We start from the raw sequence: 14,492 nt of genomic DNA, 5'->3' as shown, positions 1-14,492 counted from the left end.
AGAGCGGCGGGAGCCGGCTTTTTCGCCCTTCGCGGGAAACCGTCGCGCCCGAGGTTTGGGCACGGCCGATCGGGTTGCATGCATTGTGTACAAACAGGGCTTCAGAGCAGCTTCACCGTAAGGCGCGGCGGCCTTGCCCTTGATTGGCCATCCCGACGCACTAGTTATCAACCCGTGGAGCCGCCCTTGGCGCTCCTGCCCTTCCTGGGCGTTTCCTCCCTAATGACTGCCCGGCCCTCGCGCCGGGCTTTTTTTTGGCCTTGGCGAGGCCTTTGATCGACGCGCGTCCGGCGTCGCCGTACACTTGGTCCTCAAGCGTGGAGCCGTTCCGGCGTTGTCGGCGGCCGCAGTGGAGACCGAGTATGGACAAGGCCGAAATCAATCGCGTCGTCGAGCGACACAAGGCCGAGCAGGAGGCCCTCGACGAACGCCTGGAAGCCCTGCGCAGCGGCAAGCTGCAGGTGGGTTCGCGCACCGATGACGGCGGCGTGCAGGACGAGACCCACGTTCACATCAGCGAGCTGGAGCGGCTGCGTCAGTGGCTGGCCGAGAACGTCGCCCGCTACGAGGCGCTGCTGGGCGCCTGAAACCCAGGAAGCGTCAAGCCGGTCGCTCAGCCCTGACGGGCTGGGCGGTGACCCTTCGCCAAGGGTTCTGGACTGGGAGGTGGTGTCGGATGAGGGAGATTGAACCCCCGACCTTCGGTTTACAAAACCGCTGAGCTTGATCGCTCAACATCCTACTTGGCCTTGGTTTGCGGCGTATCGACTCCGGTAGCTCCGGGGGCATTCCGGGGAATGTCGTCTTCCAGAGCCGCGCGGAGACGTGGAAAACGTTTGGAGCCTTCGCCGCGTAGTTGTAGGCTCGACCTATGCTTGATCTGGTGACCATTCCGCAAGAAGTGGCGTCGCGATGGGACCGAGAGTGGGGAGCCTATCTTCTCACCGAGGATGTGAATCCATTCGTCGTCGAGGCCGATTGTCTAGAGCACGTCGGCGCCCTGGATGGCCTGGACGAGCGTCAAGTCTTTGACGCCGTTTTGGCAAGCCATCCGTCGTACACCTTCGCAGTGCAGCTTCGGATCTGGGCCTCGGCCGACCGCATCGTTGGTCGACACGTCGTCGAACTTGGATGCGGTCCGGGCCTGCTCGGCAAGCACTTGGGGTTCGTCGTCGATCGCTATCTCGGAATTGATGTCTCCCGAGTAGCCCTGGCCATGGCCCGGGGTGGCGCCCATCCGAACTGCCGCTTCGTCCATATCAACGACCATGATCTGCTGGCGGGCCATGCCGGCCTCTACGACACGGTCGTGGGTCGCGAGTTCTTTATCCACCAGAACTACGAGAGTGCGAAGGGCCTCCTGCGCCTGGCGCGCTTCCTGCTCAAACCGGGCGGAACGGTTCACTGCGATTTCTTTGCTCGCGGTGACGGTGAAGCCGGCACGGTGTACGACGCCCGCGCGGAGCACGACGCAGAACAAGTTTCGTCCGGATACGCTTTCTCCGAGCAGGACGTTCTCGACGTGGCTCGCGATGTGGGCTTGTCTGTCGTATCGCAAACAGAGGATTGTCGAGCCTGGCGCCGCTTCGTTGTGCTTAGGTTCGACGACTGAGCAGCGAGTCAACCGTTGGCGAACCGGCCGGTCTCGCTCCGGCGGGGCGGGCCTTTTCGCGTTCTGGGCCCGCTGGTCCGGCATGGCGTCGTCCCCAAGCCGCCATCGAAGGATCGGGACAGCAACGAGATGACCCGAGACCGAGACGAAGGTCGCCGGCTGGCTGCTCCGAACGCAGACGATCACGCCCTCGCGCATCAGGCCCAGGAGCTTGCGGTCGGCCCACTTGCCGAGCCGGGTGAGATCAAGATCACGACCCGGGCAGCGGTTGCGCACCAGACCGTGATGCCGTGACCGGCGGTGAAGCAGTCGCGAATGGCGAGGTCGTGGGGGTCTTGGGACTGAGACGTGCACATGGCTGGAACATTATCCGGGACCATTCCCGGGAATCACCTCCCGGACTTCACTGATTTTCGCCGTTCGTTCCCATTTCTCGCCGGTGCGCGGGCGGTGTCGGCGAGGCCTAGAACCCCTTGCTGGATAAGGGAAGGGATGGTGCCGGATGAGGGGATTGAACCCCCGACCTTCGGTTTACAAAACCGCTGCTCTACCGCTGAGCTAATCCGGCCAACACCGCTGCGCCGAGCGGGGGTTCTCCTTACCCACAAGGACGGGGCGCGGGCAAGGGCGGCGGCCGACCTGATCCCCAACCTGATCCCCACCTGATCCATTGCCGCGCCGCCAAACCAAGCTAAGGTGCTCTCAAACAACTGTTCGGGAGGGCGGCGGATGTGGATTTTGCGGACGATGGCGGCGGCGACGGCCGTCGTGGCTCTGGCGGTCGGTCCGGCCTGGAGCGCGCCCAGGCCGGCCGCTCCGACCCTGGCCGTGGCCGCGCCCGACGCCGCGGGCTTCTCGCCCGAACGCCTCAAGCGTCTGGACGCCTACATGCAGGGCCTGGTCGACCAGGGGCACCTGCCGGGCGCGGTCACCCTGGTCGCCCGTCACGGCAAGATCGTCAGCTACGAGACCTTCGGCAAGAAGGTCATCGGCGGCGCGCCGATGACCAAGGACACGATCTTCCGGATCTATTCCCAGACCAAGCCGGTGACCGGCGTGGCGATGATGATCCTGTTCGAGGAAGGCAAGTGGCGTCTGGATGATCCGGTCACCAAGTTCGTGCCCGAGTTCGCCCATCTGCAGGTTTACAAGGGCCAGAACCCGGACGGGACCTTCATCACCGAACCGGCGACGCGCGCGCCGACCATGCGCGAGATCATGAGCCACACAGGCGGCTTCGCCTATGGTCTGCGCACGGATCAACCGGTCGAGAAGGCCTATCGCGACAGCGGTTTGCTGAGCTCCAAGACCCAGGCCGAGTTTCTGAACACGCTGGTCAAGCTGCCCCTGGCCAGCCAGCCGGGAACCGAGTGGCGCTACAGCGTCTCGGTCGACATCCAGGGGCTGATCGTCGAGCGGCTGTCGGGCATGAGCCTGGCCGATTTCATGAAGAGCCGGATCTTCGACCCGCTGAAGATGACCGAGACCTCCTTCTGGGTTCCGCCGGCCAAGAGCGATCGCCTGGCCGCGCTCTATATTCCCGATCCGAAGACCCGCGCCCTGAAGCCGGCCGACAACTTCATGGTGCTGGACGTCACCAAGCCGCCGGCGATCGCCTCGGGCGGCGGCGGCCTGGTCTCGACCACGGCCGACTACGCCCGCTTCGCCCAGATGCTGCTGAACGGCGGGCAGCTGGACGGGGCGCGCATCCTGTCGCCGGGCACGGTAAGGCTGATGGCGTCCAACCACCTGACCGACATCGTGATGACGGCGCCCGACGCGTCGTTCTCGCCGGCGAAGGGCGTGGGCTTCGGCCTGGACTTCGCGGTGGTCACCGACCCGGCCCGGGACGGCACCCTGCAAGGCGAGGGGACCTACAGCTGGGGTGGGGCCGCCGGGACCTGGTTCTGGGTCGACCCCAAGAACGACCTCTTCATGCTGGGGATGATCCACATCCTGGCCAAGGAGATCGACCCGGCCCTGGCCAAGATCAACGACGACGCCGCCACCCTGGTCTACCAGGCCCTGGTCGATCCTGCGCAGTAACCGCCCCGCGAAGGGCCAATAAAACAAAGCCTAGGGAGCGTGTCATGAAGGCCGCCGTCTATTACGAAACCGGTTCGCCGGACGTGCTGAAGTACGAGGACGTCGCCGATCCGCCCTGCTATCCCAGCGGCGTGGTGATCCGCGTCGAGGCGGTCAGCATCGAGGGCGGCGACACCCTCAACCGCGGCGGCGGCGTGATGGCGGGCAGCCCGCACATCGTCGGCTACCAGGCGGCCGGCGAGATCATCGAGGTCGGGGCCGAGGTCACCCACCTGAAGGTCGGTCAGAAGGTGGTGACGGTGAACGCCTTCGGCTCTCACGCCGAGCTGCGCAGCGTGCCGGCCCGGAATGCCTGGCCGATTCCCGACGGCTTCGACGTGCGCAAGGCCGCCGCGATTCCGGTGCCGTTCGGGACGGCGCACGAGTGCCTGTTCGGGGCCGGTCATCTGAAGTCCGGCGAGACCGTTCTGGTCCAGGCCGGAGCCGGGGCCGTGGGCGTCGCGGCGATCCAGCTGGCCAAGCGGGCCGGGGCGACGGTGCTGGCCACCGCCTCCAGCGACGAGCGGCTGGAGCGCCTCAAGCCCCTCGGCCTGGACCACGGGATCAACTACCGCCGCGACGACGTGGTCGAACAGGTGATGAAGCTGACCGGCGGCAAGGGCGTGGACCTGGTGGTCGATCCGGTCGGCGGCTCCACCCTGCAGGCCAGCATCCTGGCCCTGGGCTATCGCGGCCGCATCTCGCTGGTCGGCCAGGCCGGGCGCGAGCCGACCAAGGTGGACGTCTCGTCGCTGATGGGCGGCAACCGCAGCCTGACCGGCGTGTTCCTGGGCGCGGAGATCATGACCGACCGCGTGCACGACATGATCCAGACCCTGATCGACGAGGCCGCGCGCGCCGAGCTTCAGGTGCTGCTCGACCGGACCTTTCCGCTGTCGGAAGCCGCCGCCGCCCACGCCTATATCGAGAGCCGTCAGGCCGTCGGCCGGGTGCTGCTGATCCCCCAAGCAGGCGAAAAATGAGCGGCAACCGAGTCCTGGCCCACACGGGCGCCAAGTATCCGATCGTCCAGGCCCCGATGGGCTGGATCGCCCGCTATCCGCTGGCCAGCGCCGTCTCGCGGGCCGGCGGGCTGGGGGTGATCGAGACCTCCTCGGGCGAGACGGAAAACTGCAAGGCCGAGATCCGCAAGATGGCCGACAGCGGCCTGCCGTTCGGGGTCAACCTGCCGATCCTGTTCCTGAAGGACGACGCCATGCTGCGCTTCGTCTGCGAGAGCGGGGTCAAGTTCGTCACCACCTCGGCCGGCAGTCCGGCCAAGTTCGTCGGTCCGCTGCAGGACGCCGGGATCGTGGTCTACCACGCCGTGCCGACCGTGGACGCGGCGGTCAAATGCGTCGAGGCGGGCGTCGATGGCCTGGTGGTCGAGGGGGCCGAGGGCGGGGGCTTCAAGAATCCCGAGGAGGTCTCGACCCTGGTGCTGCTGCAGGCCATCCGCGCCCGGGTCGACGTGCCGTTGATCGCCGCCGGCGGCATCTGCGACGGCCGCGGCATGGCCGCCGCCTTCGCCCTGGGCGCCGAGGGCGTGCAGATGGGCACCCGTTTCGTCAGCGCCGCCGAAAGCCCGGTGCACGCCAACTACAAGGCCGCGATCACGGGCTCCAAGGAAACCGGCACCTGGGTGCTGAACAAGAAGGCCAGCCCCTGCATCCGCGCCCTGAAGTCCGAGCGAACCCGTGAGATTTACGACGCGGGCCTCATGCCGCCCGACGCCCTGAAGGGCATACTGGGCGTCTATTTCGGCGGCGACATGGAAGCCGCGCCGGCCCTGGCGGGCCAAACCGTGGGCCTGATAGACGAGGTCAAGCCGGCCGCCCAGATCATCGACGAGACCGTCGCGCAATTCTTTGAAATCACCCAGCGGCTGGGCGCGCTCAGCGCCGGCCGCAGCTTCTGAAAGACCAGTCCATGATGCAGAACCTGTTTTCCCTGAAGGGCCGCGTGGCCCTGGTCACCGGCGGCTCGCGCGGCATCGGCAAGATGATCGCCGAGGGCTTCCTGACCTACGGCGCCCGCCGTGTGTACGTCTCGGCCCGCAAGGCCGCCGCCTGCGACGCGACCGCCGAGGAGCTGTCGGCGATCGGCGAATGCGTCTCGCTGCCGGCCGACGTCTCGACCCTGGAAGGCATCAACGGCCTGGTGGCGCGGATCGCCGAGCGCGAGGACAAGCTGGACATCCTGGTCAACAACGCCGGCGCCGCCTGGGGCGCGGAATTCGACACCTTCCCCGAGAGCGGCTGGGACAAGGTCGTGGACCTGAACATGAAGACGCCGTTCTTCCTGACCCAGGCCCTGATCGGCCATCTGCGGGCGGCGGGCAAGGACCACGTGGCCAAGGTGATCAACATCGCCTCGATCGACGGCCAGTCGGTGACCCACGACGAGACCTATCCCTACGGCGCGTCCAAGGCCGGCCTGCTGCACATGACCAAGCGCATGGCCCTGCGCCTGGCGGCGGACAACATCGCCGTCAGCTGCATCGCGCCCGGCGCCTTCGCCTCGGACATGAACAAGGTGGCCCGCGACCACGCCGACGCGGTGTCCAAGGCCATTCCGGCCGGCCGGATCGGCACGACCGAGGACATGGCCGGGGCGGCCATCTACCTGGCCTCGCGGGCCGGGGACTATGTGATGGGATCGGCCGTCACCGTGGACGGCGGGGTCAGCTTCGCGCGCTAGGTTCAGGGCTTGCCCGGGCTCGGGAAACCCCCGAGCTCGGCGGGCTCGGCGTCGCTGAGTTCGACGCCGGCGTTGGAGCCGCAGCCGACCGGCTTGGGCGGACGCGCGCCGCGCTCGCGGGCCGACATCAGGGCCCAGCCTCCGGGCTTGAGGATCTCCAGCGGCGAGAAGCGGGCCTTGTAGGCCATCTTCTCGCTGCCCGGCACCCAGTAGCCCAGATAGACATAGGGCAGGCCGTTGAGCTGGGCCTGCAGGATGTGGTCCAGGATAATGAACGAGCCCAGGCTGCGCTTGGTCAGGCTGGGGTCGTAGAAGCTGTAGACCAGCGACAGGCCGTCGGCGAGCACGTCGACCAGCACGCAGGCGATCAGGTCGCCTGGACCGCGGTCCTGCGAGCGCAGGCGGTATTCGATCAGGTGGGTGCGGACCGCCGTGTCCTCGACCATGGCCACATAGTCGGGCCAGGTCATCTCGGCCATGCCGCCGTCGGCGTGACGGGTCAGCAGGTAGCGGCGCAGCAGCTCGAACTGCTCCAGCGTGGCCTCGGCCTCGACCAGGTGGCGTTCCAGATCGGTGTTGCGGGTCAGGACCTTGCGTTCCGACCGCGAGAACACGTAGTCGGCGACCGGGGCGCGGGCCGACTGGCAGGCGCGGCAGGTCTCGCAGGCGGGCCGATAGGCGATGTTCTGGGAGCGACGGAAGCCGACCTGGGTCAGGCTGTCATTGACGGTGGGGCCGTCGGACAGCGGCAGGTGGGCGAAGACCTTCCGCTCCTCGCGTCCGGGCAGATAGGGGCAAGGCGTGGGCGCCGTGAGGAAGAAGCGCAGCTGTCGCGTCGGAAAGTGCTGCGTCACGGAAAGCGCCCGATCCCTCTGGTTAGTGACCTCGCCCGTGGTGCCGGGCCGATAAGGGATTAGGCGGCATCCGCGACGGTTGCGCAAGCTGTGCAGCGCGCTTGAGCGTCATCGCGTCGCGGACGACCTCAGAGACCATCGGGAAGCACCGGCTTTTCGCGCAGGAGCACGATCGAGATGCGTCGGTTGCCCGCCAGAGTGGGATCGTCCGCGTACAGCGGCTCGGAATTGGCCTTGCCCGAGACCTGGTAGATGCGGTCCTCGTCGACGCCGGCCCCGCGCAGCACCTGGCGCGAAGCGTCGGCGCGCTCGGCCGACAGGGCCCAGTCGCTGTCGGCGCGCTTGCCGGCCGAGCTGGCGCTGGTGTGGCCCGAAATGGTGATGCGGTTGGGCAGCTGGTTGATCACCCTGGCGACGGCGCGCAGCAGGATGCGGGCCCGATCGTTCGGTTCGCGCGAGTTCTCCTTGAACATCGAGCGGCCGTCCTGGTCGATCAGCTGGATGCGCAGACCCTCGGGGGTCTGGTCGATCATGATCTGCTTGGACAGTTCCGCCAGCTCGGGCATGTCCTGCAGCGACTGGCGCAGCGACTGGGCGGCCGAGGCGAAGCTGTCCTGCTCCTTCTTGGCCAGGGCGTCGCGCAAGGCCTGTTCGCTGGCCGAGTCGAGGCTGGCCGAAGCGGTGCTCTGGCCGTCCTTGTTGGTCTCGGTCGGGGCTTCGGGGGCCATCTGCTGGATGACCGACATCTTGCCGTCGGCCTTGGCGCCGTCGTCGCCCAGCGAGGTGCCGCCCAGGATGCCGCCCGAGCCGCTGGTGCTGGACGAGATCGAGGCCGGCGCGAAATAGTCGGCGATGCCCAGCTTCTGCTCCGGGGTGGTCGTGTTCAGCAGCCACATCAGCAGGAAGAAGGCCATCATGGCGGTCACGAAGTCGGCATAGGCCACCTTCCAGGCGCCGCCGTGGTGACCCCCGCCGATGACCTTCTTGACCTTCTTGATGACGATCGGCTGTTCGCCGCTGACGGCCATTTCGCTTAAGCCTGCTTAACCCTGTTCGAGCGAACGTGACGGCTGGACGTTAAAATGCCGTTGCGATCGGGGCCGCGAAGGGCGATGTCGGGCGTCTTCCACACCGGTCGCTTTTTGGGAGTTCGCGGCATGAAGACGGCGTTTATCGGCCTGGGCGTGATGGGCTTCCCGATGGCGGGCCACCTGAAGGCCGCCGGCCACGCGGTGACCGTCTTTAACCGCACGCCGGAAAAGGCCGCGCGCTGGGTCGAAAAGCACGGCGGCGCGTCCAAGGCGACGATCGCCGAGGCGGTGGCGGGGGCCGAGCTGGTCTGCCTGTGCGTCGGCAATGACGACGACGTGCGCGACGTCGTGGCGCAGGTGCTGCCGGCCATGGCGGAGGGCGGCGTCATCGTCGACCACACCACCACCTCGGCCACCGTGGCCCGCGAGATGGACGCCGCCGCGCGGGCCGTCGGCCGCTGGTTCGTCGACGCCCCGGTGTCGGGCGGTCAGGCGGGGGCCGAGAACGGCCAGCTGACGATCATGGCCGGCGGCGACGCGGCCGCCTATGCCCGGGTCGAGCCCGTGCTGCTGGCCTACGCCAAGGCCATCCGCCTGATGGGTCCGTCGGGTGCGGGGCAGCTGACCAAGATGTGCAACCAGATCGCCATCGCCGGCGTGGTCCAGGGCGTGGCCGAGGCGCTGCACTTCGCCAAGCGGGCCGGCCTGCCGACCGATGACGTGCTGGCCGCCATCTCCAAGGGCAGCGCCCAGTCCTGGCAGATGGAGAACCGCTGGAAGACCATGTCCGAGGGCCAGTTCGACTTCGGCTTCGCGGTGGACTGGATGCGCAAGGACCTGGGCATCGCCCTGGCCGAGGCGGCCGTCAACGGCGCCAAGCTGGAAGGCACGGCGCTGATCGACGGCTTCTACGGCGAGGTCCAGGCGATGGGCGGGAATCGGTGGGACACGTCCAGCCTGGTGGCGCGGCTGGAGAAGTAGGGGCCAAGGCCCTCCCCCTATGGGGGAGGCGATCGCGCAGCGATCGGTGGGGGGAGGTTTGGGATCGCCGATCCGGATTGCGGTCATCTGCCGATCACTCCCCCCTCCGTCGGCTGCGCCGACACCTCCCCCACGGGGGGAGGGACTTGGACACGCGGGTTTTCGTTCTCACGCGATCTCTCGCTGAGGGATGGAAAGGGTCGCGGAGCGCCGGACATCGTCCGGAGAACTTTGAACAAATACCGTTTCGACGAAGCCTGACGCTCCGCGCGGTCGTTATCCGGAAGCTCGCGACGCTGAGCCCTGTTAGGGCCTCGCCGCCTTGAAGCCTCCGACGGGCGGGCCAGGTCAACGAAACCCGGTCCCGGACCGCGAGCGCGTCACCGCCCGCCTGCTGCTAGGTCAGCCCTCACGCCACGCCGTTTCTGTGTTCCATGCCCGGCCGGCCCTGGAGACGTGAGGTTTGATGTTGTCCATACCCACGCGGACAACACCGCCGACAGAGCTTCCCGCTCGATCGCCCCCCGCCGCCGCATCGGTCGCTGGCCATGCGCCCTTTCCATGCGGCGAGGTGGGATAAGGATACGGGCGGTTTGGAGGGTGAGGACCAAATCGGGTCGAGAAAGTTCAGGGCGTTGAAATCGCTGGTGTTTGTTGGCTATGCGCCGAGCATAGACGCCAACCGGGGACATGCTCTCACGGCAACGCCTCGCCAAATCATCTCCGAAGCGTGGGGTGAGTGCGTGTCCCCAACGACATCCCCGACACTTCCAGGCTCTCTCGGTGCCAAGAGCGTCCAACGCAACGGGTGACGTTGGGGACACGCACTCACGGCAAACCCTCTGCAACCCGGCCGGAGCCGTGGCATGAGTGCATGTCCCCGTCTGGACTCGCGTCCTGCTACCGCCCCTCGACCCAAAGGCTCAGCGGCTGCTTCTCCTCGCGGCGCACCAGGATGGCGTAGCCGATCGCGAACACCACGATCCCGATGATCAGGCCGCCCCAGAAGCCGGCGGGGCTGGCGAACCACAAGGTCAGGGTCGAGATGGTGGTGGCCAGGCCCAGCATGCACCATCGCAGGAGGATGCTGAATCCGTGATAGGTCTGCTCATGGGCGAGCAGTTCGGGTTTTCCGGTGTCGTTGAAATCGGCGTCCATGCGTCACCTCCGCTATCGTTGAGGCTCGGACCGGACCGTCGTACGCGGCCTCGGGCCGAACACTGGGAACACCCTAAGCCCGTTCCCGGTTTCGCGCGAGCGGATGGTTGTGATGAGCCAGGGCGTCGCCATATCCGCCAGATGGAAGCTCTCAAGGCCACGCTTGTCCTGATCGCCTTCGGGGCAGGGGTGATCCTGCTCTGCGTCTGGGCCATCCTGGCCCTGCGGCGCTCCAAGCGGTCGCTGGCGCCGGTGGCGGGCATGCTGATGCTGCTGGGCGCCTTCTTCACCGCCGATCCGCCGCCGCCGCCGAAATCGGAGTCGATCGCGCGGGACGAGGCCGACGAGGACGCCGCGGGCGATCCGGACAAGGTGGACGGGGCGTAGCGATATCGGCTTCGGAAGCGAAAACCTCGTCGAAGGACGAGCTCAGGATGAGGTTTTCTACTGCCGAGGCCTGCACAATGGTCCTCATCCTGAGCTTGTCGAAGGACGAGGATCACGCACCGCGTTGAATACCAGCCTAAGCGCCCGCCAGCCGCGCCAGCACCACCCGCATCAGCGGAGCCAGCACGATGTCGCCCGGCGCGGCCGGGTCGATCCAGGCCAGTTCCTCGATCTCGGCGCGGGCGGCGATCTGGCCTTCGACGCTCGCCAGATAGGTCGCCGAACGGACGGTGAAACCAGGCTCGTTGGCGGCTGGGGCCTCGAAGGCGCCCAGCAGGGTCGCGCCGACCAATCGGCAGCCGATCTCCTCGTCCAGCTCGCGGGCCAGGGCGGTCAGGTCGTCCTCGCCGGGCTCGCGCTTGCCGCCCGGCTTCATGAAGATCGCCGTGCCGCGCTTGCGGACCACCAGCATCCGGCCGGTCTCGTCGCGGATCACGGCGGTGACGATGTCGATGGCGCGGCTCATGGCGTGGCCTGGCCCGGATCGTCGCGACGTTCCTGCAGCCGCCAACGCAAGTCCATCGCGCCGAGTTCAAGCAGGCGTGCGTGGAGCCCGCGCTCGACGACCTTCATCATCTCGAGCTTCGGCCGCCAAGCGGCTTCCCGCATGCCGGCGTCCGGGACCTGCACCTGAAGGGCCCAGAGGCGGTCGGGGTTTGGGCCGCCAGGGAAAACGCCGACGTTCACCTCGTAGCCGCCGAACAGCGAGGCGTCGAACGCGATCGAGAACATCGACATGTCCTCGTCGCCGAACGGGTCCGCGATCTGGGCGCTGGGGAAGGCGAGGCCCTGGTGGATACGCTCGGCGAAATCCCGCACCGATCGCACATGGGCCCGGGGCCCGGCGGCCGGATCGGCGAAGCGGAAGCTCGCGAAGTGATCGATCGAGGCCTTCCAGCGCAGCGCCATGCCTTAAGCCAGCCGCTCCGCCGCCCACGGCGCGAAATAGCTGATGATCCCGGCCGCGCCGGCCCGCTTGAAGGCGGTCAGGCTTTCCAGGATGGCGCGGTCCTTGTCGATCCAGCCGTTCTGGGCCGCGGCCATGATCATCGCGTACTCGCCCGACACCTGGAAGGCGTAGGTGGGCATGCGGAACTCGTCGACCAGGCGGCGCAGGATGTCCAGATAGGGCATGCCCGGCTTGACCATGATCATGTCGGCGCCCTCGGCGATGTCGAGCGCGACCTCGCGGATGGCCTCCTCGGTGTTGGCCGGGTCCATCTGGTAGGTCTTCTTGTCCCCTTGGCCGGCCGACAGTTTCGCCGAGCCGATCGCGTCGCGGTACGGGCCGTAGAAGGCCGAGGCGTATTTGGCCGCGTAGGACATGATCATGGTGTCCTGGAAGTTCGCGCCCTCCAGGGCGGCGCGCAGGCGTCCGACCCGGCCGTCCATCATGTCGGACGGGGCCAGGATGTCGGCGCCGGCCTGCGCCTGCATCAGGCCCTGTTCGATCAGGCGCTCGATGGTCGGGTCGTTGAGGATCTTGCCGCCCTCGACCACGCCGTCGTGGCCGTGGTCGGTGAACGGGTCCAGGGCCACGTCGCACATGATGCCGACCTCGGGGGCGGCGTCCTTCATGGCCTTGACCGCCCGGGGGATCACGCCGTCGGGGTCCGAGGCGATCGACCCGGCGGCGTCCTTCCGCGACCCGTCGATGTGCGGGAAGATGGCGATGGCGGGAATGCCCAGGTCGCGGGCCCGCACGGCGGCCTTGGCGGCCTCCTTGACGCTGAGGCGCTCGACGCCCGGCATCGAGGCGACCGGGATCGTCCCTTCGCCCTCGTGCACCACCATCGACCAGATCAGGTCGGACGGCTCCAGCGTGGTCTCGCGGACCAGGCGGCGGGTCCAGTCGGCCTGGCGCAGGCGGCGCAGGCGGGTGGCGGGGTAGGGGGCGAGCGGAGGCGTGGTCATGACCAACGGTTTCGCGCGGGAGGCCGCGCGAGGCAAGGCGATTGGTTGCTTAAGGGCGCTTGCCGGACGCCACGGTCTGGCCAATGCTCGTCCTCGGCTGACAGGATTTGAGCGGGGCGGTGCGATGAAGCGGCTTGTGATGGCGATCGTGGCTTTGCTGACCTCCCTGTTCGCGACCGGCGCCGAGGCGCGGCAGGCGCCGCCGCCCAGCTATTACGACGCCAAGGCGCCCGACGCCTGGTCGGGCGGCGTTAGGATGATCGACATCGACACGCCGTCGGGCAAGTTCCGCGTCTGGACCAAGCGGGTCGGCTCGAACCCCAAGCTGAAGGTGCTGCTGCTGCACGGCGGTCCGGGCGCCACCCACGACTATTTCGAGCCTTTCGACAGCTACTTTCCGGCCCAGGGCATCGAATACATCTATTACGACCAACTGGGCTCCGGGCGCTCGGACAAGCCGACCGACACCAAGCTGTGGACCATCGAGCGCTTCGTCGACGAGGTGGAGCAGGTGCGCAAGGCGCTGGACCTGAACGCCGGCGACTTCTGCGTGCTGGGCCACAGCTGGGGCGGCGTGCTGGCGATCGAATACGCCCTGAAATATCAGGCCAACCTGAAGTGCGTCGTGATCTCGAACATGATGGCCTCGATCCCGGCCTATAACGACTACGCCAACAAGGTCCTGATGCCCGAAATGGACCCGGCGCAGCTGGCCAAGGTCAAGGCGCTGGAGGCGGCGGGGAAGACGTCGGACCCGGACTACATGGGCTCGCTGATCCCTATGCACTACGAGAAGCACATCCTGCGCCGGCCGGCCGACCAGTGGCCCGAGCCGGTGACCCATGCGTTCGGGCAGTTGAACGGCGAACTCTACACCCTGATGCAGGGGCCCAGCGAACTGGGCGCCAGCGGCCTGCTGGCCGACTGGGACCGCTTCGCCGACCTCAAGCGCATCACCGTCCCCACCCTGGTGATCGGCGCCCGGTACGACACCATGGACCCGGCCTATATGGAGAAGATGTCCAAGGAACTGCCCAAGGGCCGGTACCTCTACATGGCCAACGGCAGCCACATGTCGATGTACGACGACCAGGCGAACTACTTCGCCGGCCTCACCGCGTTCCTGAAGGGGCTGGACTAGAGCAGGATCAGGGCGCGTAGGAGGCGTTGTCGACGCGGGCCTGCTGGACGCCGTCGATGCGGCGCCAGACCTGCGCCTTGCAGACCAGGCCGCCCAGGACGCAGCCCTTGGCCTTCATGGTGCGGGCGTCGATGAACTCGGCGGTGCCGACCAGGGTGACCTTCAGGGTCGGAACGAAGACCTTGCCGCGCATGGCGCCGTTCTTGGTGGGCTCGAAATCGCGCAGCAGCTGCTGGCCGACCAGGGTGGTCAGGCCGCTCTTGCGCGCGTCGGCCTCGGCCTTGGGGCTGGCATAGACCACGGTGCCGCAGGTGCTGCGCCCGCAGTCCTTGATCGCGACCCGGACGTTGTCCTTGGGTCCGGTCCACACGCCTAGATCGGCCGCTTGGACCGAGGACACGCTGAACAGCGCCGCGAGGGCGGCGAAAACGGCAGTGAACTTACGCATGACAGACAGACGACGCCTCCGATAACCGCGATTTATACGGAGGACGCGGCGGTTCAAGGGCGCTGCGACATTTGGCTCCCGCTTTTCTCGCACTGCGGCATTCAAAGTCAGCGAGTGGGAT

16 protein-coding genes, 2 tRNA genes and 1 pseudogene are annotated in these 14,492 nt (G+C 67.3%); 10 read left to right on the top strand and 9 right to left on the bottom strand.

Going from position 1 to position 14,492, the window contains the following annotated elements:
• Positions 1-362: 362 nt before the first annotated feature.
• Entirely contained in the window at positions 363-587 is a 225-nt protein-coding gene (locus tag ASD21_RS18650) for a hypothetical protein (RefSeq protein WP_056444822.1), read from the top strand.
• Between the two features lie 80 nt (positions 588-667).
• On the opposite strand, the gene ASD21_RS18645 is transcribed toward ASD21_RS18650, so the two are convergent.
• Positions 668-743: transfer RNA gene (locus ASD21_RS18645), tRNA-Thr, on the bottom strand.
• Positions 744-871: 128 nt separating this feature from the next.
• Between ASD21_RS18645 and ASD21_RS18640 the strand changes: the two genes are divergently transcribed.
• Positions 872-1,612 carry a class I SAM-dependent methyltransferase gene (locus tag ASD21_RS18640; protein WP_056444819.1) on the top strand — a complete coding sequence of 247 codons (741 nt, stop codon included), beginning with the start codon at positions 872-874 and terminating at the stop codon, positions 1,610-1,612.
• A gap of 493 nt (positions 1,613-2,105) precedes the next feature.
• Here the strand turns inward: ASD21_RS18640 and ASD21_RS18635 are convergent.
• A tRNA-Thr gene (locus ASD21_RS18635) sits at positions 2,106-2,180 on the bottom strand.
• Positions 2,181-2,341: 161 nt separating this feature from the next.
• On the opposite strand from ASD21_RS18635, the gene ASD21_RS18630 reads away from it, so the two are divergent.
• From ASD21_RS18630 to ASD21_RS18615, 4 genes are read left to right on the top strand one after another with little or no spacing between them, the layout of a single operon-like run.
• Positions 2,342-3,658: a serine hydrolase domain-containing protein gene (locus ASD21_RS18630; protein WP_056444816.1), complete on the top strand. Its 1,317-nt coding sequence runs from the start codon at positions 2,342-2,344 to the stop codon at positions 3,656-3,658.
• Between the two features lie 44 nt (positions 3,659-3,702).
• Positions 3,703-4,680, top strand: coding sequence for a quinone oxidoreductase family protein (locus tag ASD21_RS18625; protein WP_056444813.1), 978 nt, complete (start codon positions 3,703-3,705; stop codon positions 4,678-4,680).
• On the top strand, positions 4,677-5,615 hold the full coding sequence (locus tag ASD21_RS18620; protein ID WP_056444810.1) for an NAD(P)H-dependent flavin oxidoreductase: 939 nt from the start codon (positions 4,677-4,679) through the stop codon (positions 5,613-5,615). Before ASD21_RS18625 ends, ASD21_RS18620 begins: the two co-directional genes overlap by 4 nt.
• A gap of 14 nt (positions 5,616-5,629) precedes the next feature.
• Entirely contained in the window at positions 5,630-6,397 is a 768-nt protein-coding gene (locus ASD21_RS18615) for an SDR family oxidoreductase (RefSeq protein ID WP_056446176.1), read from the top strand.
• Positions 6,398-6,399: 2 nt separating this feature from the next.
• On the opposite strand, the gene ASD21_RS18610 is transcribed toward ASD21_RS18615, so the two are convergent.
• Together ASD21_RS18610 and ASD21_RS18605 are read right to left on the bottom strand one after the other, a co-directional pair.
• On the bottom strand, positions 6,400-7,251 hold the full coding sequence (locus ASD21_RS18610) for an arginyltransferase (protein WP_056444808.1): 852 nt from the start codon (positions 7,249-7,251) through the stop codon (positions 6,400-6,402).
• A 128-nt stretch (positions 7,252-7,379) separates the two neighbouring features.
• A complete protein-coding gene (locus tag ASD21_RS18605; RefSeq protein ID WP_056444805.1) occupies positions 7,380-8,279 on the bottom strand; it encodes a flagellar motor protein MotB in 900 nt (299 codons plus the stop codon).
• A gap of 129 nt (positions 8,280-8,408) precedes the next feature.
• Here ASD21_RS18605 and ASD21_RS18600 point away from each other — a divergent pair, with 129 nt between their 5' ends.
• A complete protein-coding gene (locus tag ASD21_RS18600) occupies positions 8,409-9,263 on the top strand; it encodes an NAD(P)-dependent oxidoreductase (protein WP_056446175.1) in 855 nt (284 codons plus the stop codon).
• A 502-nt stretch (positions 9,264-9,765) separates the two neighbouring features.
• Positions 9,766-9,839, top strand: a pseudogene (locus ASD21_RS25275) (hypothetical protein); the annotation flags it as partial.
• Positions 9,840-10,163: 324 nt separating this feature from the next.
• Here the strand turns inward: ASD21_RS25275 and ASD21_RS18595 are convergent.
• Positions 10,164-10,421, bottom strand: a complete 258-nt coding sequence (locus ASD21_RS18595; RefSeq protein ID WP_056444803.1) for a hypothetical protein — start codon at positions 10,419-10,421, stop codon at positions 10,164-10,166.
• A gap of 141 nt (positions 10,422-10,562) precedes the next feature.
• Between ASD21_RS18595 and ASD21_RS18590 the strand changes: the two genes are divergently transcribed.
• Positions 10,563-10,808, top strand: a complete 246-nt coding sequence (locus ASD21_RS18590) for a LapA family protein (protein ID WP_056444800.1) — start codon at positions 10,563-10,565, stop codon at positions 10,806-10,808.
• Between the two features lie 136 nt (positions 10,809-10,944).
• On the opposite strand, the gene ASD21_RS18585 is transcribed toward ASD21_RS18590, so the two are convergent.
• The 3 genes from ASD21_RS18585 to hemB are packed head-to-tail and all read right to left on the bottom strand — an operon-like array spanning position 10,945 to position 12,782.
• A complete protein-coding gene (locus ASD21_RS18585) occupies positions 10,945-11,334 on the bottom strand; it encodes an NUDIX hydrolase (RefSeq protein WP_056444797.1) in 390 nt (129 codons plus the stop codon).
• Positions 11,331-11,777 carry a hypothetical protein gene (locus ASD21_RS18580; RefSeq protein WP_056444793.1) on the bottom strand — a complete coding sequence of 149 codons (447 nt, stop codon included), beginning with the start codon at positions 11,775-11,777 and terminating at the stop codon, positions 11,331-11,333. The genes ASD21_RS18585 and ASD21_RS18580 overlap by 4 nt, the downstream gene beginning before the upstream one ends.
• Positions 11,778-11,780: 3 nt before the next feature.
• On the bottom strand, positions 11,781-12,782 hold the full coding sequence (gene hemB / locus ASD21_RS18575; RefSeq protein ID WP_056444790.1) for a porphobilinogen synthase: 1,002 nt from the start codon (positions 12,780-12,782) through the stop codon (positions 11,781-11,783).
• A 139-nt stretch (positions 12,783-12,921) separates the two neighbouring features.
• On the opposite strand from hemB, the gene ASD21_RS18570 reads away from it, so the two are divergent.
• Positions 12,922-13,923, top strand: a complete 1,002-nt coding sequence (locus tag ASD21_RS18570; RefSeq protein WP_200941454.1) for a proline iminopeptidase-family hydrolase — start codon at positions 12,922-12,924, stop codon at positions 13,921-13,923.
• Positions 13,924-13,930: 7 nt separating this feature from the next.
• Here ASD21_RS18570 and ASD21_RS18565 read toward each other — a convergent pair whose 3' ends face one another.
• Positions 13,931-14,371 (bottom strand): DUF2147 domain-containing protein, encoded by a 441-nt coding sequence (locus ASD21_RS18565; protein WP_056444784.1) that lies wholly within the window; start codon positions 14,369-14,371, stop codon positions 13,931-13,933.
• Between the last annotated feature and the right edge of the window lie 121 nt (positions 14,372-14,492).

Source organism: Caulobacter sp. Root1455 (genome assembly GCF_001426905.1).
Lineage (GTDB): Bacteria > Pseudomonadota > Alphaproteobacteria > Caulobacterales > Caulobacteraceae > Caulobacter.
The sequence above is the reverse complement of the archived record's forward strand: the minus strand, read 5'-3'. Positions and strand labels throughout refer to the sequence as shown.

What these genes read in the sequence shown, in the direction of transcription:
- ASD21_RS18595 (WP_056444803.1), bottom strand. Translation starts at nt 10,421, where the DNA reads ATGGACGCCGATTTCAACGACACCGGAAAACCCGAACTGCTCGCCCAT.
- ASD21_RS18615 (WP_056446176.1), top strand. Translation starts at nt 5,630, where the DNA reads ATGCAGAACCTGTTTTCCCTGAAGGGCCGCGTGGCCCTGGTCACCGGC.
- ASD21_RS18580 (WP_056444793.1), bottom strand. Translation starts at nt 11,777, where the DNA reads ATGGCGCTGCGCTGGAAGGCCTCGATCGATCACTTCGCGAGCTTCCGC.
- ASD21_RS18650 (WP_056444822.1), top strand. Translation starts at nt 363, where the DNA reads ATGGACAAGGCCGAAATCAATCGCGTCGTCGAGCGACACAAGGCCGAG.
- ASD21_RS18620 (WP_056444810.1), top strand. Translation starts at nt 4,677, where the DNA reads ATGAGCGGCAACCGAGTCCTGGCCCACACGGGCGCCAAGTATCCGATC.
- ASD21_RS18590 (WP_056444800.1), top strand. Translation starts at nt 10,563, where the DNA reads ATGGAAGCTCTCAAGGCCACGCTTGTCCTGATCGCCTTCGGGGCAGGG.
- ASD21_RS18625 (WP_056444813.1), top strand. Translation starts at nt 3,703, where the DNA reads ATGAAGGCCGCCGTCTATTACGAAACCGGTTCGCCGGACGTGCTGAAG.
- ASD21_RS18570 (WP_200941454.1), top strand. Translation starts at nt 12,922, where the DNA reads ATGGCGATCGTGGCTTTGCTGACCTCCCTGTTCGCGACCGGCGCCGAG.
- ASD21_RS18630 (WP_056444816.1), top strand. Translation starts at nt 2,342, where the DNA reads ATGTGGATTTTGCGGACGATGGCGGCGGCGACGGCCGTCGTGGCTCTG.
- ASD21_RS18640 (WP_056444819.1), top strand. Translation starts at nt 872, where the DNA reads ATGCTTGATCTGGTGACCATTCCGCAAGAAGTGGCGTCGCGATGGGAC.
- ASD21_RS18600 (WP_056446175.1), top strand. Translation starts at nt 8,409, where the DNA reads ATGAAGACGGCGTTTATCGGCCTGGGCGTGATGGGCTTCCCGATGGCG.
- ASD21_RS18585 (WP_056444797.1), bottom strand. Translation starts at nt 11,334, where the DNA reads ATGAGCCGCGCCATCGACATCGTCACCGCCGTGATCCGCGACGAGACC.
- ASD21_RS18605 (WP_056444805.1), bottom strand. Translation starts at nt 8,279, where the DNA reads ATGGCCGTCAGCGGCGAACAGCCGATCGTCATCAAGAAGGTCAAGAAG.
- ASD21_RS18565 (WP_056444784.1), bottom strand. Translation starts at nt 14,371, where the DNA reads ATGCGTAAGTTCACTGCCGTTTTCGCCGCCCTCGCGGCGCTGTTCAGC.
- hemB (WP_056444790.1), bottom strand. Translation starts at nt 12,782, where the DNA reads ATGACCACGCCTCCGCTCGCCCCCTACCCCGCCACCCGCCTGCGCCGC.